The sequence below is a fragment of the Scandinavium sp. NPDC088450 genome, from assembly GCF_044900545.1.
Taxonomy (GTDB): Bacteria; Pseudomonadota; Gammaproteobacteria; order Enterobacterales; family Enterobacteriaceae; genus Scandinavium.
Genome location: NZ_JBJDNI010000025.1, coordinates 23,078 through 49,079, shown reverse-complemented (window position 1 = coordinate 49,079; position 26,002 = coordinate 23,078). Strand labels below are relative to the sequence as shown.

General features: G+C 50.1%; 25 protein-coding genes and 1 tRNA gene. 11 read left to right on the top strand and 15 right to left on the bottom strand.

What is annotated here, in order from left to right; translation table 11 throughout:
* Window positions 1–21: 21 nt before the first annotated feature.
* The 14 genes from ACI2I2_RS19155 to ACI2I2_RS19090 form a co-directional block, all read right to left on the bottom strand.
* Window positions 22–825, bottom strand: a complete 804-nt coding sequence (locus tag ACI2I2_RS19155) for a M23 family metallopeptidase (RefSeq protein WP_404659336.1) — start codon at window positions 823–825, stop codon at window positions 22–24.
* Window positions 826–827: 2 nt separating this feature from the next.
* Window positions 828–1,658, bottom strand: a complete 831-nt coding sequence (locus tag ACI2I2_RS19150) for an A24 family peptidase (RefSeq protein ID WP_330983301.1) — start codon at window positions 1,656–1,658, stop codon at window positions 828–830.
* A 48-nt stretch (window positions 1,659–1,706) separates the two neighbouring features.
* Window positions 1,707–3,044 (bottom strand): hypothetical protein, encoded by a 1,338-nt coding sequence (locus tag ACI2I2_RS19145; RefSeq protein WP_404659335.1) that lies wholly within the window; start codon window positions 3,042–3,044, stop codon window positions 1,707–1,709.
* A 10-nt stretch (window positions 3,045–3,054) separates the two neighbouring features.
* Window positions 3,055–4,101, bottom strand: a complete 1,047-nt coding sequence (locus ACI2I2_RS19140) for a type II secretion system F family protein (protein WP_404659334.1) — start codon at window positions 4,099–4,101, stop codon at window positions 3,055–3,057.
* Window positions 4,085–5,614, bottom strand: a complete 1,530-nt coding sequence (locus ACI2I2_RS19135; protein ID WP_330983298.1) for an ATPase, T2SS/T4P/T4SS family — start codon at window positions 5,612–5,614, stop codon at window positions 4,085–4,087. Before ACI2I2_RS19135 ends, ACI2I2_RS19140 begins: the two co-directional genes overlap by 17 nt.
* The gene (locus ACI2I2_RS19130; protein WP_404659333.1) at window positions 5,611–6,111 is read right to left on the bottom strand and encodes a hypothetical protein; all 501 of its coding nucleotides are present in this window, start codon (window positions 6,109–6,111) and stop codon (window positions 5,611–5,613) included. The genes ACI2I2_RS19135 and ACI2I2_RS19130 overlap by 4 nt, the downstream gene beginning before the upstream one ends.
* On the bottom strand, window positions 6,093–6,959 hold the full coding sequence (locus ACI2I2_RS19125; protein ID WP_404659332.1) for a hypothetical protein: 867 nt from the start codon (window positions 6,957–6,959) through the stop codon (window positions 6,093–6,095). Before ACI2I2_RS19125 ends, ACI2I2_RS19130 begins: the two co-directional genes overlap by 19 nt.
* A 1-nt stretch (window position 6,960) precedes the next feature.
* Window positions 6,961–7,518 (bottom strand): pilus assembly protein, encoded by a 558-nt coding sequence (locus tag ACI2I2_RS19120; RefSeq protein WP_404659331.1) that lies wholly within the window; start codon window positions 7,516–7,518, stop codon window positions 6,961–6,963.
* 17 nt (window positions 7,519–7,535) lie between these two features.
* On the bottom strand, window positions 7,536–8,984 hold the full coding sequence (locus ACI2I2_RS19115) for a type II and III secretion system protein (protein ID WP_404659329.1): 1,449 nt from the start codon (window positions 8,982–8,984) through the stop codon (window positions 7,536–7,538).
* Window positions 8,985–9,011: 27 nt separating this feature from the next.
* A complete protein-coding gene (locus tag ACI2I2_RS19110; RefSeq protein WP_404659327.1) occupies window positions 9,012–9,476 on the bottom strand; it encodes a TcpQ domain-containing protein in 465 nt (154 codons plus the stop codon).
* A gap of 59 nt (window positions 9,477–9,535) precedes the next feature.
* Window positions 9,536–11,209 carry a Tfp pilus assembly protein FimT/FimU gene (locus ACI2I2_RS19105; RefSeq protein ID WP_404659325.1) on the bottom strand — a complete coding sequence of 558 codons (1,674 nt, stop codon included), beginning with the start codon at window positions 11,207–11,209 and terminating at the stop codon, window positions 9,536–9,538.
* A gap of 86 nt (window positions 11,210–11,295) precedes the next feature.
* The gene (locus ACI2I2_RS19100) at window positions 11,296–12,000 is read right to left on the bottom strand and encodes a prepilin-type N-terminal cleavage/methylation domain-containing protein (protein WP_404659324.1); all 705 of its coding nucleotides are present in this window, start codon (window positions 11,998–12,000) and stop codon (window positions 11,296–11,298) included.
* A gap of 852 nt (window positions 12,001–12,852) precedes the next feature.
* Complete coding sequence (gene groL, locus ACI2I2_RS19095; protein ID WP_404659323.1) at window positions 12,853–14,496, bottom strand: chaperonin GroEL; 1,644 nt, start codon at window positions 14,494–14,496, stop codon at window positions 12,853–12,855.
* A 30-nt stretch (window positions 14,497–14,526) separates the two neighbouring features.
* A complete protein-coding gene (locus ACI2I2_RS19090; RefSeq protein WP_013367964.1) occupies window positions 14,527–14,820 on the bottom strand; it encodes a co-chaperone GroES in 294 nt (97 codons plus the stop codon).
* Window positions 14,821–15,028: 208 nt separating this feature from the next.
* On the opposite strand from ACI2I2_RS19090, the gene yjeH reads away from it, so the two are divergent.
* The gene (yjeH, locus tag ACI2I2_RS19085) at window positions 15,029–16,267 is read left to right on the top strand and encodes an L-methionine/branched-chain amino acid transporter (RefSeq protein WP_404659321.1); all 1,239 of its coding nucleotides are present in this window, start codon (window positions 15,029–15,031) and stop codon (window positions 16,265–16,267) included.
* 66 nt (window positions 16,268–16,333) lie between these two features.
* Here yjeH and ACI2I2_RS19080 read toward each other — a convergent pair whose 3' ends face one another.
* A complete protein-coding gene (locus ACI2I2_RS19080) occupies window positions 16,334–16,804 on the bottom strand; it encodes an FxsA family protein (protein ID WP_404659320.1) in 471 nt (156 codons plus the stop codon).
* 337 nt (window positions 16,805–17,141) lie between these two features.
* Here ACI2I2_RS19080 and aspA point away from each other — a divergent pair, with 337 nt between their 5' ends.
* From aspA to ACI2I2_RS19030, 10 genes are all read left to right on the top strand, one after another.
* On the top strand, window positions 17,142–18,578 hold the full coding sequence (gene aspA, locus ACI2I2_RS19075; protein WP_404659319.1) for an aspartate ammonia-lyase: 1,437 nt from the start codon (window positions 17,142–17,144) through the stop codon (window positions 18,576–18,578).
* Between the two features lie 114 nt (window positions 18,579–18,692).
* The gene (locus ACI2I2_RS19070; RefSeq protein ID WP_404659318.1) at window positions 18,693–19,994 is read left to right on the top strand and encodes an anaerobic C4-dicarboxylate transporter; all 1,302 of its coding nucleotides are present in this window, start codon (window positions 18,693–18,695) and stop codon (window positions 19,992–19,994) included.
* Window positions 19,995–20,106: 112 nt separating this feature from the next.
* Window positions 20,107–20,430 (top strand): divalent cation tolerance protein CutA, encoded by a 324-nt coding sequence (gene cutA, locus ACI2I2_RS19065; RefSeq protein ID WP_404659316.1) that lies wholly within the window; start codon window positions 20,107–20,109, stop codon window positions 20,428–20,430.
* A complete protein-coding gene (locus ACI2I2_RS19060) occupies window positions 20,406–22,139 on the top strand; it encodes a protein-disulfide reductase DsbD (RefSeq protein ID WP_404659315.1) in 1,734 nt (577 codons plus the stop codon). The genes cutA and ACI2I2_RS19060 overlap by 25 nt, the downstream gene beginning before the upstream one ends.
* A gap of 36 nt (window positions 22,140–22,175) precedes the next feature.
* Window positions 22,176–22,751 carry a transcriptional regulator gene (locus ACI2I2_RS19055; protein ID WP_404659313.1) on the top strand — a complete coding sequence of 192 codons (576 nt, stop codon included), beginning with the start codon at window positions 22,176–22,178 and terminating at the stop codon, window positions 22,749–22,751.
* Between the two features lie 113 nt (window positions 22,752–22,864).
* A tRNA-Phe gene (locus ACI2I2_RS19050) sits at window positions 22,865–22,940 on the top strand.
* 456 nt (window positions 22,941–23,396) lie between these two features.
* Entirely contained in the window at window positions 23,397–23,606 is a 210-nt protein-coding gene (locus tag ACI2I2_RS19045) for a hypothetical protein (RefSeq protein ID WP_404659312.1), read from the top strand.
* 115 nt (window positions 23,607–23,721) lie between these two features.
* Window positions 23,722–24,648, top strand: coding sequence for a curved DNA-binding protein (cbpA, locus tag ACI2I2_RS19040; RefSeq protein WP_404659311.1), 927 nt, complete (start codon window positions 23,722–23,724; stop codon window positions 24,646–24,648).
* Window positions 24,641–24,940, top strand: a complete 300-nt coding sequence (gene cbpM, locus ACI2I2_RS19035; RefSeq protein WP_404659309.1) for a chaperone modulator CbpM — start codon at window positions 24,641–24,643, stop codon at window positions 24,938–24,940. The genes cbpA and cbpM overlap by 8 nt, the downstream gene beginning before the upstream one ends.
* A 101-nt stretch (window positions 24,941–25,041) precedes the next feature.
* Complete coding sequence (locus ACI2I2_RS19030) at window positions 25,042–25,998, top strand: nickel/cobalt transporter (protein WP_404659307.1); 957 nt, start codon at window positions 25,042–25,044, stop codon at window positions 25,996–25,998.
* Window positions 25,999–26,002: the final 4 nt, after the last annotated feature.

The following is a 26,002-nucleotide window of genomic DNA, read 5'->3' as shown; positions in this document are numbered from 1 at the left end:
TTATTGCGGGAACTGAAAGATTCACTTCATTCTTGCCACAGCCTTCAAACGATAACGCCCATTTTCCATTAATACCCGATAAAGCCCAAATACGGTCTGGTTTACGCCTGCGTAAACCGTTTTCCTTCCGAATTTGACCATCACCTTTTCCTCACCCGCAATTTTCGTGACCAGCATTATTTTTGGCACAAAAGGCACCACGGCGCGAACAACGGCTTTCTCCATGGAGGGAAATGTCCCTAAATGAGAAGCAACCAGCAGGTTAGCAGAATTAACCGGAACCCCTCTGTAGGCCAGTTCGAAATGCAAATGCGGGCCGGTACTCCGCCCGGTATTCCCCGAAAAACCAATGACACTGCCACGGTTAACCGACTGCCCGGGTACCACACTCATCTTGTTCAGATGCATGTAACGACTGCTCCAGCCGCCGGGATGGCGCAAGACAATATAATTCCCGGCTAAGGCATCGTATTTAGCCTCCACAACAGTGCCCTTCTCTGTCGCAAATACAGGAGAGAAAAGGGGAGCCGCAAAGTCTGTCCCATCATGATGGGTAAAGCGTTGTGTAAACGGGTGCAGGCGCATACTGAACGACGACGTGGTCTGTAATGGAACACCCAGGGGAGGATGAAAGTCAGGGTAACGGGCTAACGCACTCACCGTTGCCGGGCGTTCCTCACGCGACACCCGTAGCAACGCGGGGGAAAAGGACTGAGTGGCATCATTACGGGAGACATGAATCAGCGCGAGCGTCACCACCGTATCGCTGCTGGCTAGCGCAGCAAGCGGAAAAAGCAGACTCAGAAAGACCATCCGGATACGCATGGTCAGAACTGCCCGCTAAAAAACAGCACCAGCGCGGCCACGGAAATAGACGGGCCAAAGGGGATGTAGTGCTTTTCTGCTTCATCCGCATTCTCGTGCAGTGCCCGACGCTTGTTAAGGCACGCGCACAAGACGTAGATAACGATGCCAGAGACGGCTGACCAGACAATGAGTTCGGGCAGTTTTTCGATTCCAAGCCAGGCGCTGATGGCGGCCATCAGCTTCACATCCCCGTATCCTAACCCCTCCCGTCCCCGCAGTTTTTCATACCCTGTCATCACACTGTATAGCAGCAGCCATGCAGCGACAGCCCCCACAATGGCTGAACGAGGCTGCAGCCCGGTAAGACCGCTTATTGAGGCCACAAGCCCGCTCCATAAAAGCAGCGATACCAGCGTGTCGGGCAGCAACAGGTGCTGAAAATCAATCACCGACAGCGTATAGAGCAAACAAAAATAAAGGAAAAAACAGCAGATTTGCGCTTCAGTAAAATTCGGCCAGGCTTTGAGGGTCAGGAGGGTAAAGAAAACGCCGCACAGGATTTCAGAAATAAGATACTGCGCTGAAATATGACCGTTGCAATGGCGGCATTTACCTTTTCGTAATAACCAACTTAATACCGGGATATTATCTCGCCGCCACACCGGTGTACCGCAGCCAGGACAATGCGAAGGCGGCCACCATAAATTTATTTTTCCGGCATCAGGCTCACCGTTGCTTTGCGCGTAAATCATCAGCGGCAAACGATAGATGACGACATTGATAAAACTCCCGATAAATACCCCCACAATTGCCGCCATCACCGGGTAAAACCAAAGATAAAAATTATACATAACACTCAGTCCCTTGATGTGAAACAAAGAGTCTCATCTGTGGTAACGTCATTTCGCGGTAATACCGCTAACCCTGTTTGTAAAGTCGAGGCGCAAAGTCCAGCCACCAGATGACGTGCTATCTATGCGCCGGGAAAATAGCTGCGTTCCTTTGGTATCACAGACATACGCGTCATCTGATGTCGGGGGACGCTCTATGATTTGTTCGAACGTGAATCCTTTCTGCCCTTCCGGAAGCAGCCTTGTTTTGCCATCAAGCCCCTTAAACTCGTCGACATCCGGCAGTTGAAAAGTGGCTAACTGGGTATAATCATCGACTGAGCCTTTTGCCCCATTCATGCAGGTGAAAAGACGAGATGCCTCTATCCCCTGCCCTGGCGCGAAATCACTCCATTCATCGGCCCATTGCACACCGCCTGCCAGACGTGTGTGAATAGCAGCGACCTCGGCGATGGGCATACGCGGCGGATTATTCGACATCAGAGAAAAAGGAATGACGCTAAAAATCGTGGTGCGGCTATCCGTAGTGTTTCCAGCAGACACAAATCCAAACTCTTCGGTATTGTTATATTGACTGAAAGGTTCGAAATATTCGCCGTCGTCGCTTTTAAGCGTCCATGCCGCAAGGCGCCGATCGGCGCCGTTTGCCGACCCCATTAACACGGCTTCCAGATGTATCAATGCCAGATGGCGATGAGGAAGGTAAACAACCAGCTCATGACCCTCGCCCCCGGTCCCCGCATTGCTCGTATAGCCTTCCGGCCCGTCTGAGGCGCGTGGGAAGACAAGGGTCCCCACCCACAACGGTTTGTTCATACTGGCCGCCACATCAATCAGCTCATCATACATTGAGAGGTTGCGGGTACTGCTGCTCATTCCGGGCTTACATTTATACTGCTGTTCTTTAACGGTTGCAGGGGTCCCCACACAGGTCGTCACGGCCGGGAAAGGATCGCCCTGTTGATAGGGCTGAGCATTAATCACCGGCATCACCCATCCCCCTTCCTTACCCCCGCTGACCCAGCTGTAAGTTGCGTCTGTTTTATAATGCAGATAGTGCTCAGAAAAATCGAAGTTATCATCAGTGATTGAGGGTAAGCGGGGTGGCGGGGCGTCGCTGAGTGACGATTCGATATACATAATATTGATCGCAATGGGTAAGGAGTTCTTTTCTTCATAAGAATATTGATTACCCTCGCGAGTAAAGCCAAAAAAATTCGCAATGGGCAATGCCAATGGCATATCCAGCGGTCCCAACTCATCACCGTTGACTTTTATTGAATATTTGAAAACGCCCCCTTTCGGGATGGTGGCAGAGAAGACGCTGAATGACAGCACTCCGAAGAATAAAGGGGTCATGAACCAATACATCCTGAAATTATTCATACTATTTCCTTTAAAATGAACCACTGGCACCCAGCTTAGCGAGCGAGTCAGAAAGAGCGAATAACGCCGCAAACACCCATATCACGCATCCCCCAAGGACCATGGTAGAAAGAGATTTCAGTAAGCTGGAAAGGGTTTTGATATATTCCTGAACCTGTTCACGAGATTTTTTGGAGACTGACGCTAACACTTCATTAAAAGAGGGAAGCCCCGCATACAAACTAATATTCAGAAGCGTTTCAGGGCCAAACAGGCCGGTATTTAAGGCATCCCCATACCCCAACCCTACCGCCATTTTTTCACGCATGCCATTGATGTGGGATTTTAACCAGCGGTTCGAGTTCAGCAAAATAATGGCCAGCCCATCATTCAGAGGGATTCCATTTTTTAACATTAACGCCAGGTTATTAAGAAAGATCGAGGCCGTGATTTGCTTGTAGGTCGAAAAGGGTAAGATCTTATCAAGGAATTTGTTACGTATCGGCCCGGAAAAATTAGCAATAACAAATCTTAATAAAAAAACGGTGGCAATGACGCCTGCCAGAATATAAATCCATAGCCCGGCAACAAGGGCTTTGCCAAAACCAAATAAAGCCTGAGTGACCCCCGGCCATTTGTTGACAGGCACAACGCTTTCAAAAGCGGGAAAAACTTTGACTGAATACCCGGCAATGACAAGCAGAGAGAGGGTCAGCATAATGACCGGAAACAAAATGGCACCGATCAGTTTGCTCTTTAACTCGCTGTTATAGTTGATGACATTCACCAGTGTCATAAACCCGTCCGCGAGGCTGCCGCTTTGTTCCGCCGCGTTTATCACGCTTAATTCACTTTGCGGCACCAGGCCCTCAAACATGACCGCTATCGATGCCCCGGTCAGTCCGGACTTCATGTTGTTTGTCAGCACCCCCACATTCTTTGCAAAAGCACGCCCGAGCAGCGTCTTGCCCTCAGTCTGCAGTTTAAGCAATGAGTCATAGAGAGGGAGCTCTGTGCTGATCATATCGGCGCAAAACTTATACAGGTAGAGACGCTGTTTTTTACTGAACTTTGCCAAGGATGACCTCCAGATTGTCTTTTTCTACATCACCGAACTCCATGCTGAACCAGGTCGCACACACACGCCCACGCAGTACTTCGGCAAAGACTTTCTCCTTAATTTCAAATCCTTCACTCAATCCAGGCGCGGGAATACGTTTATTTCGCCATAGCACATACACCTGTAGCCATTCCTGTCTGGATATCGCCGCTAATTCGTCATAGGTTGGCCGCATATATTCAATAACAAGCTGCCGGCCACTGATGCCGGTGTAATTGCACTTCTCACAGCCCTCCTCCCTTTGCTCATACAGCGTCATCATCTGGCCGCCAAAAGGCAGCTCCAGCGAACGCCGGCAGTCGGCGCAAATAACAGGAACCAATTTTTGGCACTGCAGCCCGGCCACAAAACCAGGCGTTGAGAGTTTGTCGCTGGTAATTCCCATCGCAGACAGACGTTGCAATAAAGAGACGATGTTACCGGCGTGCACGGTGGTAAAACAGTAATGGCCACTTTCTACTGCACCCGCCAGGGCGTTGGCGGAGATGTTGTCACGGATTTCGCCAACCATCAGCACATCAGGATCGCGACGTAATGCTGATTTGATGGCGGAATGAAACCCACCCCCTTCAACACTCACCACAGAACTTTGTTTCGCGCCGTAGATTTGATATTCCACAGGGTCTTCAACCGTAAGAAAGCACCCTCTGTCTGCATAGCGGTTGATTTGCAACCACTCCATCAGATTTTTCAGCGTCGTGGATTTCCCTGACCCCGTTGTCCCCGCAATGATATAAGCGCCGTAAGGGTTACTGAGGATTTTCTTCAAGTCTTCCAGCTCTTCGTGCGATATCCCAAGTTTATTAAGATTGGCGACAGTCCCTTTCGAAAATCCAGACGGAATAATACGAAGCACCGCATGATAACAGTCTGCAGTTTCGCCAAATATAGGGAAATGGGCATAACGAAAACGAAAACTTCTCGCATTCAACTGATAAAGAATATTAGCACTCTGCGGAATAGTGCGGTTCCATGTCGTGTCTCGGGTGCTGGCTTGCACGTTGTATAAAACAAAGACCAACTCATCACATTTGCTGGATGGCATCTGCATCATCGGCAGTAACAATCCATTTACTCTCACTTCAAGTTTCGCCAAAATATCATTACGCGTGATATGCAGATCGCTAGCCCCGAGCCTCACCGCCTCAATCAAAATGGCTTCCAGCTCTTTCTGAGTTTCACTGATATCCAAAGAAACCAGACTCTGCTTCTGCAATGAGACAATTTCGAATATTTTGAAGTACACCGACTCAGTGACACCCGCGATACCCACAATATTGTGTCGGTGGATATCGTTCATTTTACGCACTTCATATTGAATAATATGAAGTTCTTCAACAACAGAGCGTGTTGAAATCAGAAATTCCTGTGTCCCCAAACGGGCCAATAGCATCCGGTCTTCAATTTCAGCAAAAACCCATTCACTACTGTAAATAGATTCATCTGTTAACTGAATATAATCGATAATCACTGCGGCACTTCCTGCACAAAAGAACGCTGTCCGCTTTTGTCCTGATGAACGACATAGCGCTTCCCATTCACCGCAAACAACTCCCCTATGCGGACAAAAATAGTTTTCGTTCCCACAGAAACCGCCGCCTTCGTCACACCAGCAATCTGCGATAACATGAGCACTCGTGGTGGCGAAATCAACGCGACAGGAGGTTTGGCCTCAGCAGTGCCTGATTTTTCCTCTCCGTTATTCACTGGCGGCGGGGCCGAGAGTTCAGACGCCTCACTCTTTATTTTTGCTATTTCAAGGCGTAATTTGGCCAGCACAACCAAATGCGACAGCTCGCGGAGTTTTTCATTATACTCAACGTCGTCTTGCATCAGTTTTGAGATGTGCTCCTGGACAGGAGCGGGTACTGCGGCAGGATTTTCACCATTATTGACAACATCGTCGGCATAACTGCCTGAAGAAAGTGAAGCAATTGCCGTTGCAATCATTATTTTCCACTTTTGCATACCATGACTCCTGTAATGTTGTTTTCCTTCGCAGTATCGATTTTTTTAATAATAAAGGCATCTTTGTAAGCTTGCCGTTCGAAGAAACTGGCCAGATACAAAATATTAATATATCCAAAGCTAGCACTCGTATTTTCCACCGACGATAACTTCACTTCCCAAGGAATAAAACTGAGACCAACCAGTTTTAACTTTCCTTTGTTTACAATTTTCTCTTCAAGTGCAAGTATCGACGACGATGGTGGAGATTTAATGGTTAAAGGCATTTCATGAATAAATGCAGAATTATAGGAATAAACATAACTCAGTAAATCACCGCAGGGATAGACCTTTGCATTTTGCTTATTTTTATAGGCAGTAAGAACAGGATTACTGTCTAATCTGGATTTTATTCCTGTGAAATCATATGTGCTGTCTGAATAATTCACCGTATAGACCTCACCCCAGAATATTTTTTGAGCCACATTGAATACGCCTCCCTCGCCCAATTTGTAGCTAAAAACACAGTTTTCTGCCGTGCAGGTGAAGACTTCATCAACATAATTGAATTTCTGAAGTATTATTGAGCTTTCAACGATTTCATTGGCCAACTCGGTAAAACGTTGCACACTGCCACCCGATAACTCCTTGAGATAAAAAGCGTCTATCGCTTTAATATCCTTGGCCAGTTGCTCTTGTTCCTGGTGAAGCGCTTTGGCCTTTTCTTGTGCCGGCGTATACACAAAATAATACCAACCTCCAGCACATGAAATAAGCACAATAAATAAGATAGCAACAACCCACCCTATTTTTGAGCCTGGCGAAGCAGGGCGTCTATTTGTTCTTAACTGTAATCGCTTGATCATCATCTCACCCTGCGATTATGCTATAAAGAAAAATAGCTGAGGCCAAAAGTAATATAAAGATGCCCCCCCCCACCATTGTCCAAAACAGGCGTTGCTTTTTTCTATAAACGAGTTGACTGGCTTTGCACGATTCAACGACAACATCGATTTGTCCTGGGGTGACTTCAATCAGTTGCAGTCTGGAGTATCTGGAGTCAGGTAATGACTGACTAAATTTTTCAAAAAAAGCCTCTGTCACCACGCAGTCACTACCACTGATGATCACCCCATCCATCACCATCAATAGATAGACTTCATTGTTTCCTGTCGAAAAATAATAAGCCCCATCACCATAAAGATTTCTCAAATGGACAGCAAAGGATTCACAACCCGGCGTTGTTTTCGAGGAATATCCCGTTAGCTCACTCGTTCCGTCTGTATCCTTGAGACTATAGACGTACACACGGTGGCTACGGCGGATATTTGACATCCACCGGCTATACCCTATATCCTGGCTTTCTGCCCCAGAAATCTCCCAGACTAAGCCTGTCAGGATATTATTGCGTGATAAAGTCTTAAGCATGGTGTCCCTCTGGGCAATTATCGATTTAAGGGGGCACGGTAATAATCAATCCCCACCACCATCACGACCGTGCTTTCGTTATCGTTAGCATTTTCACCATAACCAAGCATCATATACTGTTTATCTTTACTCAACTCATTGAGATCATATTTTGCTACCATCAATAAGCTGCCGGGGTTAATTGCCGTTGAATTAAACATTTCTGTTGTTGTCACATTCGGTAACTGGACAGTATCAAAGACATCAATGGAATTTAGCTGGCTCTTGGTAAAACCGCTGGTCACCTCGACCCGCCCATCCGTCATTACCCGAGGTGTGATAATAAAGCTGGTCCCTGTAATAATCTCTGATGTCTCAATTTCAATATCTTCTTCGCCAGAATCATTATTCACCGTACGGGTGCGCCCGGAAACATAATGCTGCGAGTTAGTCATATTCAGCGGGATGGGTACATTATTACGCGTAACAAAGGAACCGCTTTGCAGAACCTTACTCCCCGTAAGTGAATATAATGCATTAAGCTTTGCATCAATGCTTAGCGCCCTGTCAGCGCCTGCCACTACCGTCATGCCACCGCCGAGCATCCCCATCATTGCTGTGTCGATGACAACGCTGGAGCCACCATCCTGATAGTTCATATTTAAACCAGCGCCGTACTCTTCCATTTTCTCTTTGTTCAGCGTAAAGATCTTATAGGTAACCACAAATTGTCGATTATTGTCATTCTGGTATTTTGCCAGGACATCACTCAAGGCTTTATATTCTGAAGGCCGGCCCGTCAATGTCACAATTGAAGCATCTTTAAATATGCTGTACATGCCACTGGAGACATACTTATCAGCCATATCCTCGACATCATCCCAGAATGTGGATTCGAATTTCGTTTCTGACTTCCCTTTCAACCCACCATTGCTGACGGCATCGTTGGACAAATCAAGGCTCGCCTCGAATTTATTATTCTCACCATAGAAATCAAGTTTGATTGCATAGACACTAAAGGCATCTATTTTTAAAATATTGTTTTCATCCAATACAGCGCTGACATCATACAACGCGGACAAATAGCGCATAAACTCTTCAAATGTTCCGTTAAAGTTGATACTGCGTGGTCCAATTTCAACATTCCCGGTGCTACTTCCCTTTTCCGATGGAATCGCTAAATTAATACGATGGCTAACCCCCGTTTGTGCCAGTACGGCTTCCATAACCGTATTTAAATCCGTCGGCTCATAGGAGTTTATGCTGACTTTTTTAGCCAACAGATTCTGCCGGGTAGAGCTATAGTCAACTTTTTTACCCAGGTAGGCCGTATCATATTTGACATACGGCTTAACTTTCATTTCATCCGCAGACATTGCACCTTCTAAGGCAGCGGTCGCACTGTCACGTGAAAATTCTTTGTTAAATTTTTCTGCGCAACCTTGCAAGATAAAAAACATTGCAATCAATACTATTTTTGATTTCATATCTCTCTATCCATGAAGATTATGACATTACATATCATCAACAACTAAAACATGATTTCTCTGATAATTCTTAATAATTAGACCATAGTTTTCAGAGGCAAATAACCTTCCCAACTCAGTCAAAACCGTATCATCATCTTTGCCACTGAGGACAATGGGGTTGTAAATCAAGTAATCATTTTTGCTTTGCCAAAGCAGTTTGTATCCTGACTTCTCAGCCCAGACTTTAATCCCATAACTGAGTAAATCGCCACTGTTCAGTACCATGGTCACATTCACCGGGGCTGGCATTATGATGGCGGGAACTGGGCTCCCACTCGTTGCAGGTTTACTGTCAGCTGAAAAAGGGCTTAATGCTTTTCCGGAATTCGTCTGCGTGGCAGGGGGCGTGGCTGATGTCGTAACATTTCCTACCGTATTCCCCGCAGCATGAGATAGTGTCCCTAACGCTAAATACAAAATCACTGCACATCCGAGATTTTTAATTTTCATATTATTCCATCCTGAACAGTATCAAAAAACCAAACAATCCATTCTTCATCAAGGCTGTACTATTTCGTAGGAGGCATTGGAACCGATTTACCGTGAGCAGGTTGTTTCACTGAACTGCACCATGAGGTCAGAACGACAGAAAGTGATCCCGGGTTTATCACATTGACCCCTTTACCTGACACATTGTCATAAACGCCACTGGTTGCACTCACGACCCAGTAATCAGACGCAGGCTCAGTTTCATCAATGAAATTGACCTGAATCGCCACACCGCTTAAATGATCCAGAACACCGTTGGCAGATACCCGGTTCATCTCACTGTTCGAGAAGTCAGAAAAGTTACCGTCATCTTCAATCGTGCCATCCGAATTTTCACTTTTACCCACATCGGCCACAATCGAGGAAAGTGCCGCGGCAAGGCGAGGATAAAGTTGAATCGGTTTGGCTGGATCGTTAACGTTGGGTGCCACAGGGCATGTCTGCACCGGGAGTTTGATGTACCCAGGCTCATCGGTTACATTTTTATCGTAATTTTCGGGATCATCGATAATGACATCTGTTCCCCCTTTGGTGTTGCCAAAGGACTGGTAAGAAATGACGGGGCTGGTCATTAATGCGATTTCATTTTGACCTGACTCAGGATTGTAGGCTTCTCCTTCAAAAATAACGTTTGCCATCAGCGTGCCTGTTACCGTTTCATTTTCATTATTTTTGGCAGTCAGGTGCATAACGCCTTGCTCACTGTTACGTCCCGTTCCCTTTTCAACTTCAAGGCAATGCGTGAGCTTATTTTCATCATAATTCCAGCATAATTTATCAACGCCGATTGACCCGTCCGGTTTAACCATTTCACCCATGCCGGGTATAAAACTGAAACGGATGCCCAGTTGCTCTGCATTTTGGTCAATTTTATCGAGCCAGGACGCCAGGCTACCAAACGGTATGGCATCGTCGGTTGAGCTGGCTGATTTCGCCTTTAGCAGCTTCCAGCCAACGCCAAAATTGATGGCATCGCTTTTTAGAGCCGATGAGCGGTAGAGGTAATCTGCCTGCGTATAGGCAATGTTGTAATGAGACAGGGCCTGACTGAATGCTGTCGCATAGTTTTCGAGTGAAAACTTATCGATGTCTTTACTACCCTCTTTTCCAGGATGGAAACTCACAAAGAAGTCTATCCGCTGGATGGTTCGATCGCCTTCCACCCCATTCCCTATAAGGTCAATCCTTTCAAGAACCAGAAATTTATCCTGACTGTTAAGAGGCTGGTTACAGCGCAAATAGTCGGTAGTAAACTCTTTATCAGCGACTTTTTGGTTACTCGAACTGAAGCAGCGATGGCTGGTAAAATACCCTCGCATTTGGTCATTATCCCACTTGATATATTGATTTTCATTTCCCGGCTCATCATTCAGAGCCCTATTATTTGAACGCCAACTATACGCTTTCCCTTTATCATCGGTAGGCTGAATAGACTTATCATAAAGCGGATTGAGGATGACATCTCGTTCTCCATCGGCATTGTCATCACTGTTCAGCTCGATTTCATCCTCATGCGTAAACTGCAAAAACCCATACATTTCACCGACAATGACATTCGCCAGATTTTCTCTTGCCACGGATTCTATTTGTCTTTTTTTATAGAGTGCGAATGACGTAAAAATGATGCCCATGATGCCCATGACGACAATCATTTCCAATAAGGTAAATCCTTTGCAGTTGCTTACCTTCCGCATAATAATTCTCATCACCCGGGCAGAGACAGAAACAAGCTTACAACAATAAATGTTGTAAGCTTGGTGCTTAAACGTTAACGCCTGGCTTATTTACTGCCTAAGATCAGTGCATTATCGGAGCCAGCACTAGTAGAATTGTCACAGAAACCAGTTTTGACAATACTTGCCGGGTTTAAATTATCAGCTGTCAATGTTTTCAGAATTGAGTCGGAAGCATCACCTGATAGCTGACCTGGCGCGCCGGTGGCACCTAACGCTGCGCCCGCCGCTGCCACTCCGGAGGCAACATAGTCCCATTGCGAACCGATCTGAGAGGCAATATTACGACAATCCTCAGTATCCAGACCGTTAATAACAATATAGAAACCTTTCATTTTTGAATCTGCAGTGGCATATTTAACCCCACCGATTTCAAAGGCATCATTAGACATGCCGTTAAAGGCTTCATCGGCAGAAATTTTGCCCATTTTAACAAGGGCAGAGATAATAGAGTCGTTGGCTAAAGTGGAAACATTAGCTTTTGTTAAAGGGGTGGCGTCAACAGTGGCTGGATACTCAGCAGAGTCTTTATACGCTTCGGTCGTGCCTACGCGTACGGAGTTGGTATTATCGACTAACTCACTGATATCCTGTGCCGTAAAGGCACGGTTCGCAAGAATAATCACACCCGCAGCAATAATGCCCACGATACCTAAAACAATGATAATTTCGAGCAACGTCACACCACGTTGTTTCTTAATTTCCTGGTACTGATTTACTTTGCGCTTTATCGCATTAATTGCGTTATTCATACCTTAAATCCTTTGGTTTGAACGGTTCCTGTAATATACGTCGACTTTCGACACCGCTGATGGCCATCTGATCTGCTGCTAAACAATCAGTATTATTAACATCCAGCAAGCAGAACAAAAATCACGAAAAGAGGTCATTCCGCCTAAAGCAACGAATTCCCACCTACCCCCACCCGTTAATACCTCAGCGAAAATATTATAAGCACACGGTGAGGTAATGATGAATAAAATTAGGTGTTATGCCTTACTTTAGGAATTCATTAATATTAAAAATATCAATAATAAATTAGAATTGATCATTCATAATGATCATTCAATATAATGTGACGGCCATTCAATTTGCGTCATTCCTGCTTTTAGCCTCTACGCTCCAGCCCTGGAAATTCGCAAATGATGAGAGACGAAACTCAGGCTCCGTACGGTTGGACTAGCCAATCACCGCTATCCGTTTTCCCGCATACTGAGGGAGCATACCGCTGTAATCGCCATCAATGATGAGCGGAGTGGGTCATCCGGCATGAGATAAATTCCTCTGATGCCCGTACTCGTACCTTTAAAATTTACTCGTCAAAACTACCGCTTTGCGACGAAGGCAATATCAAGCTATACATGCCCCGTTACCACGTGTGGACTCGTTGCCAACAGCTAAGAAATAGACGATGACGCCAGGAGCACTCGCGCCGTAAAGAATCGATTTTCGGGATAAAAAAAGCACCGACGACAGAATCGTTCGGTGCTTTATGTTCGCCTGACAAACCTTCAGCTTTCAGCGTCAGACGCCTGGCGAACCGGTTTATGGCATTGCTTTCTGAGGTAAGTTGGCTTCCCACTTACCGACAGAGGCAGGATGTATTACATCATGCCGCCCATGCCACCCATTCCGCCCATGCCGGCAGCGCCTAAATCAGGAGCATCGCCTTTTGGCAGGTCGGTTACCATGCATTCGGTGGTGATCATCAGACCAGCCACAGAAGCAGCGTACTGCAGCGCAGAACGGGTTACTTTGGTTGGGTCCAGGATACCCATGTCGATCATGTTGCCGTACTCTTCGGTCGCCGCGTTGTAACCGTAGTTACCGTCGCCCGCTTTCACGGTGTTCGCCACAACAGAAGGCTCTTCACCGCAGTTCAGTACGATCTGACGCAGTGGAGCTTCCATCGCACGCAGTGCAACTTTGATACCCACGTTCTGGTCTTCGTTCACGCCACGCAGTTCGCCAAGCTTAGACGCTACGCGAATCAGTGCCACGCCACCACCAGCAACCACGCCTTCTTCTACCGCAGCACGAGTGGCGTGCAGGGCATCTTCAACGCGAGCTTTCTTCTCTTTCATTTCAACTTCAGTGGCCGCGCCAACTTTGATAACGGCTACGCCGCCAGCCAGTTTCGCTACGCGTTCCTGCAGTTTTTCGCGATCGTAGTCAGAGGTAGCTTCTTCGATCTGCTGGCGAATCTGAGTCACACGACCCTGAATTGCCGCTTCTTCACCCACGCCATCGATGATGGTGGTGGTGTCTTTGTTGATAACAACGCGTTTTGCCTGACCCAGGTCTTCCAGGGTCGCTTTTTCCAGCTCCATACCGATCTCTTCAGAGATAACGGTACCGCCAGTCAGGGTTGCGATGTCCTGCAGCATAGCTTTACGACGGTCGCCGAAACCAGGTGCTTTAACAGCAGCCACTTTCACGATACCGCGCATGGTGTTCACTACCAGAGTTGCCAGCGCTTCGCCTTCAACATCTTCTGCAATGATAACCAGTGGCTTGCCCGCTTTCGCTACGGCTTCCAGGACTGGCAGCATTTCACGGATGTTGGAGACTTTTTTGTCTGCCAGCAGGATGAATGGGCTTTCCAGCTCAACAGCGCCGGTTTCTGGCTTGTTGATGAAGTACGGAGACAGATAACCGCGGTCGAACTGCATACCTTCAACCACGTCCAGTTCGTCTTGCAGACCGGTACCGTCTTCAACGGTGATAACGCCTTCTTTACCGACTTTATCCATCGCTTCAGCGATCAGAGTACCGACGGTTTCATCGGAGTTAGCGGAGATGGTACCCACCTGTGCAATAGCTTTAGAGTCAGAGCACGGTACAGACAGGGTTTTTAGTTCTTCAACCGCAGCAGCGACAGCTTTGTCGATACCACGTTTCAGATCCATCGGATTCATGCCCGCAGCAACAGCTTTCAGACCTTCAGTGATGATAGCCTGCGCCAGTACGGTTGCGGTGGTGGTGCCGTCGCCTGCAGCGTCGTTCGCTTTAGAGGCCACTTCTTTCACCATCTGCGCGCCCATGTTTTCGAACTTGTCTTCCAGTTCGATTTCACGTGCTACGGAAACACCGTCTTTGGTGATGGTCGGTGCACCGAAAGATTTATCCAGAACCACGTTACGGCCTTTCGGGCCCAGGGTCACTTTCACTGCATCTGCCAGTACGTTTACGCCGCGGAGCATTTTCACACGAGCGTCGTTACCGAATTTTACGTCTTTAGCTGCCATTGTTCTTTTCCCTTAACTTCGTTTCGTGGATTAGGCTTCAACAATTGCCAGGATGTCGCTTTCGGACATGATCAGCACTTCTTCGTTGTCGATTTTCTCGGACTTCACGCCGTAGCCATCGTTAAAGATAACGATATCGCCCACTTTCACGTCCAGCGGCTGCACGGTTCCGTTTTCCAGGATGCGGCCTTTACCGACAGCGATGATTTCGCCACGAGTTGATTTGCCAGCAGCAGAACCGGTCAGCACGATGCCGCCAGCAGATTTGGATTCAACTTCTTTACGTTTGACGATCACACGATCATGTAACGGACGAATACTCATTGATAGCTCTCCTTTGAGAAAGTCTTTATCAGTTATGGGTGACGCCGGGCCGCAATCGGTTTTCCGGCTAGTGACCTGAGAGATGGGGATGGCAGACAAGGCCTTCAAGGGGCAAAATCAAAAAAAATTTTGAAACGGACTTATGTCACGAAACACAGCACGGCTTAAAAATGCCAGGATGCAGACATTCATCTAAGAGGTTGAAGTAATGAGTGGTTTAAAACAAGAACTGGGGCTGGCTCAGGGCGTGGGATTACTTTCCACCTCTTTGCTGGGAACGGGGGTTTTTGCTGTCCCTGCGCTGGGCGCGTTAGTGGCGGGCAATAACAGCCTGTGGGCGTGGCCTGCACTGATTCTGCTGGCATTTCCCATCGCTATCGTTTTCGCTCTGTTAGGCCGCCATTTCCCAAGCGCAGGCGGCGTCGCGCATTTCGTCGGCATGGCGTTTGGTCCACGGCTGGAGCGTGTCACAGGCTGGCTTTTTCTCTCAGTCATTCCCGTCGGGCTTCCAGCGGCTCTGCATATTGCCACCGGTTTCAGTCAGGCACTTTTTGGCTGGCACGATGAGCAACTGCTGCTGGCAGAACTGGGCACGCTGGGCATTGTCTGGTGGGTCGGCTCACGCGGCGCTAGCACCAGCGCTAACCTGCAAACGCTGGTTGCCGTATTGATTGTTGTTCTGATTGCAGCCCTTTGGTGGGCGGGCGATATCACACTTTCCGCGATTCCCTTTCCGCCCGTGACTGACGTCAATACCTCACAGCTTTTCGCTGCACTCTCGGTCATGTTCTGGTGTTTCGTCGGGCTAGAAGCTTTTGCGCACATGGCGTCCGAATTCAAACAACCTGAACGTGATTTCCCCCGCGCCTTGATGATCGGCTTGCTGCTGGCTGGCGCTGTTTATTGGGCGTGCACGGTGTTAGTTTTGCACTTCCACGCTTTTGGCGCAGACAAAGCCGCCGCCGCTTCACTCCCGGAAATTGTCGTCACTTTGTTTGGCGTGAAAGCCCTTTGGGTTGCGAGTGTGGTCGGATTCCTGGCGTGCTTCGCGAGTCTTAACATCTATATCCAGAGCTTTGCGCGTCTGGTGTGGTCGCAGGCGCAGTATCGTCCGGACAGCCGCCTGGCGCAGTTATCACCACGCCGAATCCCGCTCAATGCACTTAACGCGGTGCTGGGCTGCTGTGTGCTGAGCACACTTTGCATCTATATGCTGGATATCAATCTCGAAGCGCTGATCGTCTACGCCAATGGCATTTTTATTATGATTTATCTGCTGTGCATGCTGGCGGGTTGCCGATTACTGAAGGGGCGATACAGAGTGCTTGCGGTTGTTGGCGGGATATTGTGCCTGTTGTTGCTGGCGATGGTGGGTTTGAAAAGCCTGTACGCCATTGTGATGCTGGCGGCGCTGTGGCTGTTTTTACCTAAACGCAGCGTGGTTTGAGTGCCGGATGGCGCTTCGCTTATCCGGCCTACAACACCAGAGCGACAGCGCCACCAGGTCAATAAATTACAGATCGTCTTTGTGATCGAGGCGATCGCGCTGTTCGTCTTTGCGCTGATATTCCCCGTCAAACGTCTCACCACCGCTGGTTCCGCCACTGAAACCGCCGCCCGGCATACGGGAAAAACGCAGGTGAGGCATCAGTTTGAGCGTCAGGTGTTTTTGCACTGGCGGCAACAGCAGCAACAGGCCAAGGAAATCGGTAAAGAAACCGGGGATAACCAGCAGCAGGCCAGAAATGATCAGCGATACGCTTTTAATCATCTCTGCCGCCGGGCTTTCACCCGCCTGCATTTTCTGCTGCATCAGCAGAAAGTTTTTAAAGCCCTGGTTGCGGATCAGCGACATACCGATAACCGAGGTGAAAATCACCAGAATCAGGGTCAGGAACACGCCTAAAACATGAGCGACCTGGATGAAAATCGAGATCTCAATGTAGACGTATAAGAAAAAGGCAATAAAAGGTATCCAGCGCACTGGCTTCTCCTGTTGGACAACCGCTGCTCCCGGCAACGGTCTGAATGAGTTTGCGAATCGCGTTTTCAGGAGATGGAGGCAAAACCGCCATTTTCAATCCATCCGAGGAATCATTTTTTTCCACACTGTTTTTGCGGTGATTCATTTCACAGATTAATAAATCTGATACGGATCGGCACATAATAAGTGATCCAGATTACGGCAATTCGCTATTATCAGCATATGATCATGGGCACCGGGCCGATTAAGGAAATAATCGTCGGTCAGAAAACACACATGACCCCACTCATCCTGTGTGTACGGTGAATTCATTGGCAGATTAATCAAGAAGGTTCACATGTTAAACACCATTCGTATCGAAGAAGACTTGTTGGGTACCAGGGAAGTTCCAGCGGACGCTTACTACGGTGTCCACACTCTGAGAGCGATTGAAAACTTCTACATCAGTAACAGCAAAATCAGCGACATCCCGGAGTTTGTCCGCGGGATGGTGATGGTGAAGAAGGCCGCCGCGCTGGCGAATAAAGAGCTGCACACCATTCCAAAAGGTGTCGCCAATGCCATTATTGCCGCATGTGATGAAGTCCTGAATAACGGCAAATGCATGGATCAGTTCCCGGTTGACGTCTATCAGGGCGGCGCGGGCACGTCCGTCAACATGAATACCAACGAAGTGCTTGCCAACATTGGCCTTGAGCTGATGGGCCACCAAAAAGGCGAGTACCAATACCTTAATCCGAACGACCACGTGAACAAGTGCCAGTCGACCAACGATGCCTACCCAACCGGTTTCCGCATCGCGGTGTATGCTTCCGTGGTGAAATTAATGGACGCCATCAATCAATTAGGCGATGGCTTCCAGCGTAAATCCGTCGAATTCCAGGACATTCTGAAAATGGGCCGTACCCAGTTGCAGGATGCAGTCCCGATGACCCTCGGCCAGGAATTCCACGCGTTTAACGTGCTGTTGAACGAAGAAACCAAAAACCTGCTGCGTACCGCTGAGCTGCTGCTGGAAGTGAACCTTGGCGCAACCGCCATCGGCACACGCCTGAACACACCAGACGGCTATCAGCAACTGGCTGTACAGAAACTGGCAGAAGTGTCGAACCTGCCTGTTGTGCCAGCGGAAGACCTGATTGAAGCGACTTCTGACTGCGGCGCGTACGTCATGGTGCACAGCGCCCTGAAACGCCTGGCGGTGAAACTCTCTAAAATCTGTAACGACCTGCGCCTGCTCTCTTCCGGTCCACGCGCAGGCCTGAACGAAATCAACCTGCCAGAACTGCAGGCGGGCTCGTCCATCATGCCAGCCAAGGTGAACCCGGTTGTGCCAGAAGTGGTGAATCAGGTGTGCTTCAAAGTGATTGGCAACGACACCACGGTAACCATGGCCTCTGAAGCCGGCCAGTTGCAGCTGAACGTGATGGAGCCAGTGATTGGTCAGGCGATGTTTGAATCCATCCACATCCTCACCAACGCCTGCTACAACCTACTGGAAAAGTGCGTTAACGGCATTACCGCTAACAAAGCAGTGTGCGAAAGCTACGTTTATAACTCCATCGGGATCGTCACCTATCTCAACCCGTACATTGGTCACCACAACGGCGACATCGTCGGGAAAATCTGTGCCGAAACCGGTAAAAGCGTGCGCGAAGTGGTCCTCGAGCGCGGCCTGTTAACCGAAGCCGAACTGGACGATATCTTTTCCGCCCAGAACCTGATGCACCCGGCTTATAAAGCGAAACGCTTTACCGATGAAAACGAACAGTAATCTTTCGGGTTAAAATCAAAAAGGCACGTCCACAGTGACGTGCCTTTTTGCTTATAGTGAATATCAAAATAATAACATTCACTTATCCAACATCTAACAATCAAGGAAGCGGTTATGATAGTCATTGAACTGATCATCGTTTTGGCGGCGATTTTTCTTGGCGCCAGACTAGGGGGCATCGGCATCGGTTATGCGGGTGGCCTCGGTGTTTTGGTCCTCGCCGCCATTGGCGTGGAGCCCGGCAAGATCCCGTTTGACGTTATCTCCATCATCATGGCGGTGATCGCAGCCATCTCAGCCATGCAAATTGCCGGCGGCCTGGATTACCTGGTGAATCAGACAGAAAAACTGCTGCGCAAAAATCCAAAATACATCACCATCCTCGCACCGATTGTGACGTACTTCCTGACCATTTTTGCGGGCACTGGCAACATCTCACTGGCCACCCTGCCAGTCATTGCCGAAGTGGCAAAAGAACAGGGTGTGAAACCTTGCCGTCCACTTTCAACAGCCGTTGTCTCCGCGCAGATTGCCATTACCGCTTCCCCGATTTCTGCCGCCGTGGTGTACATGTCTTCGGTGATGGAAGGCCATGGCGTCAGCTACATTCATTTGCTGTCGGTCGTGATCCCTTCGACTCTGATGGCGGTGTTGCTGATGTCATTCCTCGTCACCCTGCTCTTCAACTCAAAGCTTTCCGACGATCCGGTTTACCTCAAGCGTCTGGAAGAAGGGCTGGTTGAGCTCCGTGGCGAACGCAAAATGGAGATTAAACCCAAGGCGAAATTGTCGGTGCTGCTGTTCCTGGTGGGCGTGCTTTGCGTGGTCGCTTATGCCATCGTCAACAGTCCAAGCCTGGGTCTGGTGGCGAAACCGCTGATGAACACCACCAATGCCATTTTGATCATCATGCTGAGCGTTGCCACCCTGACAACGATTATCTGTAAGGTCGAAACCGACAGCATTCTCAGTTCCAGCACCTTCAAAGCAGGGATGAGCGCCTGTATCTGTATTCTGGGCGTTGCCTGGCTTGGTGACACCTTCGTTTCGCACAATATCGACTGGATCAAAGAGACCGCAGGCAGCGTGATTCAGGGCCATCCTTGGCTTCTGGCGGTTATCTTCTTCTTCGCCTCAGCGCTGCTCTATTCTCAGGCGGCCACGGCGAAAGCGCTGATGCCAATGGCACTGGCCTTGAACGTATCGCCACTGACCGCAGTGGCCTCGTTTGCCGCTGTGTCTGGTTTGTTTATTCTGCCAACCTACCCGACTCTCGTCGCAGCAGTACAGATGGATGACACTGGCACCACGCGCATTGGTCGCTTTGTCTTCAACCATCCGTTCTTTATCCCTGGCACGATGGGCGTCATCTTCTCCGTCTGCTTTGGCTTCGTGCTGGGCAGCTTTATCCTCTGATTTCAGTCGAGCGTAAAAATACTTAAAGTCGGGCCGCTAAGCGGCCCGAGTCATTCATCCTTCCCCCCTGCGTCGTGCTATAGTGCCTTTTTTCGCCGATACGAGGTTGAAGATGACCCTGCCCACCGCAGTCGTTGTACTCTGTACCGCCCCGGATGAAGCCACCGCTCAGGATCTCGCCGCCAAAGTGCTGGCCGAGAAACTCGCGGCCTGTGTGACCCTGTTGCCTGGCGCCACTTCGCTTTACTACTGGGAAGGCAAGTTAGAACAGGAATATGAAGTGCAGATGCTGCTGAAAACCGACACGGCGCATCAACAAGCACTGCTGGATTGCCTGAAGTCTCATCACCCGTATCAGACCCCGGAACTGCTGGTTTTACCCGTTTCCCACGGAGACAACGAATACCTCTCATGGCTCAACGCATCCTTACGCTGATCCTGCTGCTGTGCAGCACCTCAGCCTTCGCCGGGTTATTTGACGCACCCGGCCGCTCGAATTTCATTCCTGCCGATCAGGCCTTTGCCTTCGATTTTCAGCAAAACGCGCACGATATGACGCTGAGCTGGCAGATTAAAGACGGCTACTATCTTTACCGCAAACAGGTCTCCGTCACGCCTTCTCAGGCCTCAATTTCACCCTTGCAGCTCCCCAAGGGCGAGTGGCATGAAGATGAATTCTTTGGCAAAAGTGAAATTTATCGCCAACGGCTGACGGTGCCGCTTACGGTGGCTGAAGCCAGTAAAGGCGCCACGCTGACGGTGACGTATCAAGGCTGTGCTGAAGCCGGTTTTTGTTATCCGCCAGAAACCAAAGTGGTGCCGCTGAGTGCGGTGGTTGCTGCGACTGCCACTCCCGCAGCTCAAACAGAAAGTACTGTCGTTCTCCCTCGCCCCTCCGGGGAGAGGGTTGGGGAGAAGGGGAACACTCAAACCGAACTCCCCTTCTCTGCCCTGTGGGCATTGCTGATTGGCATTGGCATCGCATTCACGCCCTGCGTTCTGCCAATGTATCCGCTGATCTCCGGCATTGTGTTAGGCGGCAAACAGCGCCTTTCCACCGGGCGAGCGCTGCTGCTAGCCTTCCTCTATGTGCAGGGAATGGCGCTAACCTATACCGCGTTAGGGCTGGTCGTGGCGGCTGCCGGGCTGCAGTTCCAGGCCGCGCTTCAGCATCCTTATGTGCTGATCGGCTTGTCTGCTGTGTTCATCCTGCTGGCGCTGTCGATGTTTGGCCTGTTCACACTGCAACTGCCGTCCTCATTGCAAACCCGGCTGACGTTAATGAGCAACAGCCAACAGGGCGGCTCGGCGGGTGGCGTGTTTGCGATGGGCGCCATTGCCGGGCTGATTTGCTCACCGTGTACCACCGCGCCTTTAAGTGCGATCCTGCTCTACATCGCGCAAAGCGGGAACCTCTGGCTGGGTGGTGGGACGCTGTATCTCTACGCTCTGGGTATGGGCATTCCGCTGATTTTGGTCACCGTCTTTGGCAATCGCCTGCTGCCGAAAAGTGGGCCGTGGATGGCACAAGTTAAAATCGCTTTTGGATTTATTATTCTTGCCCTGCCGGTCTTTTTGCTCGAACGTATTCTGGGTGAGACGTGGGGGCTGCGGTTGTGGTCGCTGCTCGGCATTGCCTTCTTCGGCTGGGCATTTATTACCAGCCTGACGGCAGGTAAGCCGTGGATGCGCATCGTGCAAGTTGCCCTGCTCGCTGCCGCGCTGGTCAGTGCTCGGCCGTTACAAGATTGGGCATTTGGCGCACCAGCCGCACAGCAGCAAGCACACCTGAATTTCACCAACATTGCGAATGTGGAAGCCCTGAACGAGGCGCTGGCGCAAGCAAAGGGGAAACCGGTGATGCTCGATCTCTACGCTGACTGGTGCGTGGCCTGTAAAGAGTTCGAGAAATACACCTTTAGTGATCCACAGGTACAGCAAGCGCTGAAAAACACCGTTTTGCTGCAAGCGGACGTGACCCACAACACAGCGCAGGATGCCGCCCTGCTGAAACAGTTGCAGGTTCCGGGTCTACCGACCATTCTGTTTTTTGATGCCGCAGGAAATGAAATCCCTGCCATGCGGGTTGCCGGGTTTATGGATGCCAGTGCGTTTTACACGCATTTGCAGAAACTGCCCCGGTAAACGACACTTTTAAAGGGATAAACGGAGGAGAAAGCCGTGCAACGCGAAGACGTATTGGGACAAGCCCTGCAATTACTTGAGATCAAAGGGATTGCCGACACAACGCTGGAAATGGTGGCCGAAAAGGTCGACGTTCCGCTCGAGTCTCTGAAGCGTTTCTGGCCCGACAGAGAAGCGCTGTTGTATGACGTGCTGCGTTTCCTCAGTCAACAAGTTGATACCTGGCGTCGGCAACTGATGCTCAACGAAGAGATGAGCAGCGAGCAAAAACTGCTGGCCCGCTATAGCGCCCTGACAGAGTGTGTCAGCAATGGTCGCTATCCGGGTTGCCTGTTTATCGCCGCCTGCACGTTCTACCCTGATCCAGAGCATCCGATTCACCAACTGGCCGATTTGCAAAAACGCGCCGCTCACGAGTTCACGCACGACCTGCTGACAAAACTGGAAGTGGACGACCCAACCATGGTCGCGAAGCAAATGGAACTGGTGCTGGAAGGCTGCCTGAGCCGTCTGCTGGTCAAACGCAGCCAACAGGACGTCGACACAGCACAGCGTCTGGCTGAAGATATTTTGCGTTTCGCCCAATGCCGTTCTGGCGGCGCACTGACCTGAACACGGGAAATTGCGGCGAAACCGTTCAGATTGCCGCAAAGTTAAGCAAACAGTCGTTTTTTCCTGAAATTGAGTTGACGGACAGCACTGATTAAGGTTTAATGCGCCCCGTTGCCCGGATAGCTCAGTCGGTAGAGCAGGGGATTGAAAATCCCCGTGTCCTTGGTTCGATTCCGAGTCCGGGCACCACTTATTCAGAGAACCCAGCCTATGGCTGGGTTTTTGCTTTTGTATTTCCGGACTCTTCATCGAAGTTTGGTTCGATGATTCGCCGCAAGCGGCTCACCCCTTCGGGGCCAACGCGACAAGCGCGTTGTTCAAACGCCTGCGGCGTTAGTCCGAGTCCGGGCACCACTTATTCAGAGAAACCAGCCTACGGGATGGTTTTTGGCTTTTAGGCCTTCGATTCCTATCAACCCTACAGACACTTCCCCCACCCCGCCCCTGAAACTTCTGAAAATACTCTTGCACGTTTAGCGCAAAACTCCGGCTTATCCACCTGATAACCCTTCATATTCCATGCCTTTGACGTCGATTTCCAACAACGCCGCAACAAAAATTGAATATCTTTTGAACACTATCGCATGTACTCTTCGCGCGCAGCATGACGATTGTTTCCCCATCCAAAGCCAGCAAGGAGGCACTATGACCGTCGATCACTACCTGAAAAAGCTACGCTGTGTAAAAGAGGAGCACGTGCTGGAAAAGCTGATTGCTCGTATCGAAGACACCCTGACGCCAGGATCGCAGGCCACGTTCCAGAAAGCCTGTGATCGCCGTCGTGCTGAACTGTGCGACTACCAGTTCAGCTTGCTTGATGACGACAGCGCCTCAAAATCCGCTCGCCGCTACTGAGTTCCGCTCTATCCCTGCGCATTTTCTCTGACTGGATCACCTGGGTTGCCCTACACTTACAAGGGTAACTGTTTCAGGGAACCCGTTCTGTTCGTGATTCATAAGAGATAATGCTATGGAATTAAAGGATTATTACGCCATCATGGGCGTGAAGCCGACGGACGATCTCAAAACCATTAAGACCGCCTATCGTCGACTTGCTCGTCAATACCATCCCGATGTCAGTAAAGAACCCGATGCCGAAGCCCGCTTTAAAGAGGTGGCCGAAGCCTGGGAAGTGTTGAGCGACGAGCAACGTCGTCAGGAATACGACACGCTCTGGCAACATCGCAACGATCCACCGTTTCGCCAGCAGGCCCATACCGGGCAGCAAGAAAGCTATAGCCAGCAGGATTTCGACGATATCTTCTCGTCTATGTTTGGTCATCGTGCACAGCAATCGCGCCAGGCACACACCGCCCGTGGTCACGACGTGGAAATCGAAGTGGCTGTTTTCCTCGAAGAAACCCTCGACGCGCATCAGCGTACCATCAGCTATAAGCTGCCGGTTTATAACGTGTTTGGCATGATCGAGCAGGAATTCCCGAAAACCCTCAATGTTAAAATTCCGGCTGGCGTCGGTGACGGTCAACGCATCCGCCTCAAAGGCCAGGGCACGCCGGGTGAAAATGGCGGTCCCAACGGTGACCTGTGGTTGATAATCCGCATTGCGCCGCATCCTTTGTTCGACATTGTGGGGCATAACCTCGAAGTCGTGGTGCCGCTCGCACCTTGGGAAGCCGCACTCGGCGCCAAAGTGGAAGTGCCCACGCTCAAAGAGAGCGTGCTGGTCACCATTCCGGCGGGCAGTCAGGCGGGCCAACGCCTGCGCATCAAAGGCAAAGGGCTGGTGAACAAACAGCAGACCGGCGATTTGTTCGCGGTCATTAAGATTGTGATGCCGCCAAAACCTGATGAAAAGAGCACGGAGCTCTGGCAGCAACTGGCCGAGGCGCAAGCCAGCTTCAGTCCGCGTAAAACGTGGGGGAAAAATCATGGCTAATGTCACCATCACTTTTACCGTAACCGAATTTTGCCTGCACACCGGCGTTTCCGAAGAAGAACTGGATGAAATTGTCGGCCTTGGCGTGATAGAACCTCGCCAGAGCACCGATGCCGCCTGGCAATTTGACGATCATGCCGTCACGGTTGTGCATCGCGCATTACGCCTGCGCCACGAGCTGGCGCTGGACTGGCCGGGTATCGCCGTCACGCTCACGTTGCTGGATGAAAATGAACGCCTGCGCCAGGAAAACCGTCTTCTGTTGCAGCGCCTGCAGCGATATATCGAGTAAGTCAGACAATATTTGACACAAAGCCAGCCTGCGGGCTGGCTTTTTGACGCCTGCCTTCCGTTATACTTTCGCTATGCACTTTTTGACGAAGCAACCCCATCATGACGACATTGGCCGCTAAACGTGACTGGCGAATCCCCGGCGCACTCTTCCTGTTTGTAGCCCTGCTGGCACTGGCTTTTCAGCTTCACAGCCACTGGCCCGCATTTTTGCAATGGTGTCTCGCCACTCAAATCACACTTCACCGCTATCTGGTGATGTACCTGTTGCAGCTGAATAACCACCAGTACAGCGGCGGTGTCTGGCTCCTGGTCGGCGCTTTTGTGTATGGCGTTTTGCACGCCATCGGGCCCGGACACGGCAAATTTATCGTTACCACCTACCTCAGCACACATAACGAAAGCCAGCTTGCCGCGCGGGTTGTGCCGTTTATCGGCAGCCTGATGCAGGGTGTGAGCGCCATTCTGTTCGTGTTTATTCTGGCCGTCGGCCTCAACCTGGCATCGGGTGACCTCAGCGAGAGCCGCTGGTATGTGGAAAAAATCAGTGCCATGCTGATTGGCAGCTTCGGGGCCTTTGTTATCTGGCAAGCCCTGAAAAGCCTGCGTCCACGCAAGCTCAGCATTCAAAGTCTTAAACCTATCCATGATCATGGTGATAGCTGCGGCTGCGGCCATCACGGCGTTGGCGCAGACCTCGCACAGGCCGACTGGAAAACCCGGGCAGCCATTGTATTAGCCATTGGCGCTCGCCCATGCAGCGGGGCAATCATGATTTTGCTGTTTTCCAATGCGCTGGGCATCGTGACCTGGGGGATCATTGCGGTGATGGTGATGGCGCTGGGCACGGCGTTATCGATTCTGGGGCTTTCGCTCGCCGTACGGTATGCGCGAGAGCGTACTGTCGCGCTGTTTGGCGAGAGCACCAACCCGCGCCCGTGGCTGGTGCCTGCGATTAAAATTGTCGGCGGATTGCTGATTGTCCTGTTTGCCGTGGTGCTGTTTTTGACCGTTATCCCGATCAGCGCCAACGGCGATTACATTGCCGCTGGCTGCTGATACC

Excerpts from the sequence above, each read along its gene's own strand:
- ACI2I2_RS19155 (WP_404659336.1), bottom strand. The coding sequence starts at position 825 with ATGCGTATCCGGATGGTCTTTCTGAGTCTGCTTTTTCCGCTTGCTGCG.
- ACI2I2_RS19150 (WP_330983301.1), bottom strand. The coding sequence starts at position 1,658 with ATGTATAATTTTTATCTTTGGTTTTACCCGGTGATGGCGGCAATTGTG.
- ACI2I2_RS19145 (WP_404659335.1), bottom strand. The coding sequence starts at position 3,044 with ATGAATAATTTCAGGATGTATTGGTTCATGACCCCTTTATTCTTCGGA.
- ACI2I2_RS19130 (WP_404659333.1), bottom strand. The coding sequence starts at position 6,111 with ATGCAAAAGTGGAAAATAATGATTGCAACGGCAATTGCTTCACTTTCT.
- ACI2I2_RS19125 (WP_404659332.1), bottom strand. The coding sequence starts at position 6,959 with ATGATGATCAAGCGATTACAGTTAAGAACAAATAGACGCCCTGCTTCG.
- ACI2I2_RS19120 (WP_404659331.1), bottom strand. The coding sequence starts at position 7,518 with ATGCTTAAGACTTTATCACGCAATAATATCCTGACAGGCTTAGTCTGG.
- ACI2I2_RS19115 (WP_404659329.1), bottom strand. The coding sequence starts at position 8,984 with ATGAAATCAAAAATAGTATTGATTGCAATGTTTTTTATCTTGCAAGGT.
- ACI2I2_RS19110 (WP_404659327.1), bottom strand. The coding sequence starts at position 9,476 with ATGAAAATTAAAAATCTCGGATGTGCAGTGATTTTGTATTTAGCGTTA.
- ACI2I2_RS19105 (WP_404659325.1), bottom strand. The coding sequence starts at position 11,209 with ATGCGGAAGGTAAGCAACTGCAAAGGATTTACCTTATTGGAAATGATT.
- ACI2I2_RS19100 (WP_404659324.1), bottom strand. The coding sequence starts at position 12,000 with ATGAATAACGCAATTAATGCGATAAAGCGCAAAGTAAATCAGTACCAG.
- groL (WP_404659323.1), bottom strand. The coding sequence starts at position 14,496 with ATGGCAGCTAAAGACGTAAAATTCGGTAACGACGCTCGTGTGAAAATG.
- ACI2I2_RS19090 (WP_013367964.1), bottom strand. The coding sequence starts at position 14,820 with ATGAGTATTCGTCCGTTACATGATCGTGTGATCGTCAAACGTAAAGAA.
- yjeH (WP_404659321.1), top strand. The coding sequence starts at position 15,029 with ATGAGTGGTTTAAAACAAGAACTGGGGCTGGCTCAGGGCGTGGGATTA.
- aspA (WP_404659319.1), top strand. The coding sequence starts at position 17,142 with ATGTTAAACACCATTCGTATCGAAGAAGACTTGTTGGGTACCAGGGAA.
- ACI2I2_RS19070 (WP_404659318.1), top strand. The coding sequence starts at position 18,693 with ATGATAGTCATTGAACTGATCATCGTTTTGGCGGCGATTTTTCTTGGC.
- cutA (WP_404659316.1), top strand. The coding sequence starts at position 20,107 with ATGACCCTGCCCACCGCAGTCGTTGTACTCTGTACCGCCCCGGATGAA.
- ACI2I2_RS19060 (WP_404659315.1), top strand. The coding sequence starts at position 20,406 with ATGGCTCAACGCATCCTTACGCTGATCCTGCTGCTGTGCAGCACCTCA.
- ACI2I2_RS19045 (WP_404659312.1), top strand. The coding sequence starts at position 23,397 with ATGACCGTCGATCACTACCTGAAAAAGCTACGCTGTGTAAAAGAGGAG.
- cbpA (WP_404659311.1), top strand. The coding sequence starts at position 23,722 with ATGGAATTAAAGGATTATTACGCCATCATGGGCGTGAAGCCGACGGAC.
- cbpM (WP_404659309.1), top strand. The coding sequence starts at position 24,641 with ATGGCTAATGTCACCATCACTTTTACCGTAACCGAATTTTGCCTGCAC.
- ACI2I2_RS19030 (WP_404659307.1), top strand. The coding sequence starts at position 25,042 with ATGACGACATTGGCCGCTAAACGTGACTGGCGAATCCCCGGCGCACTC.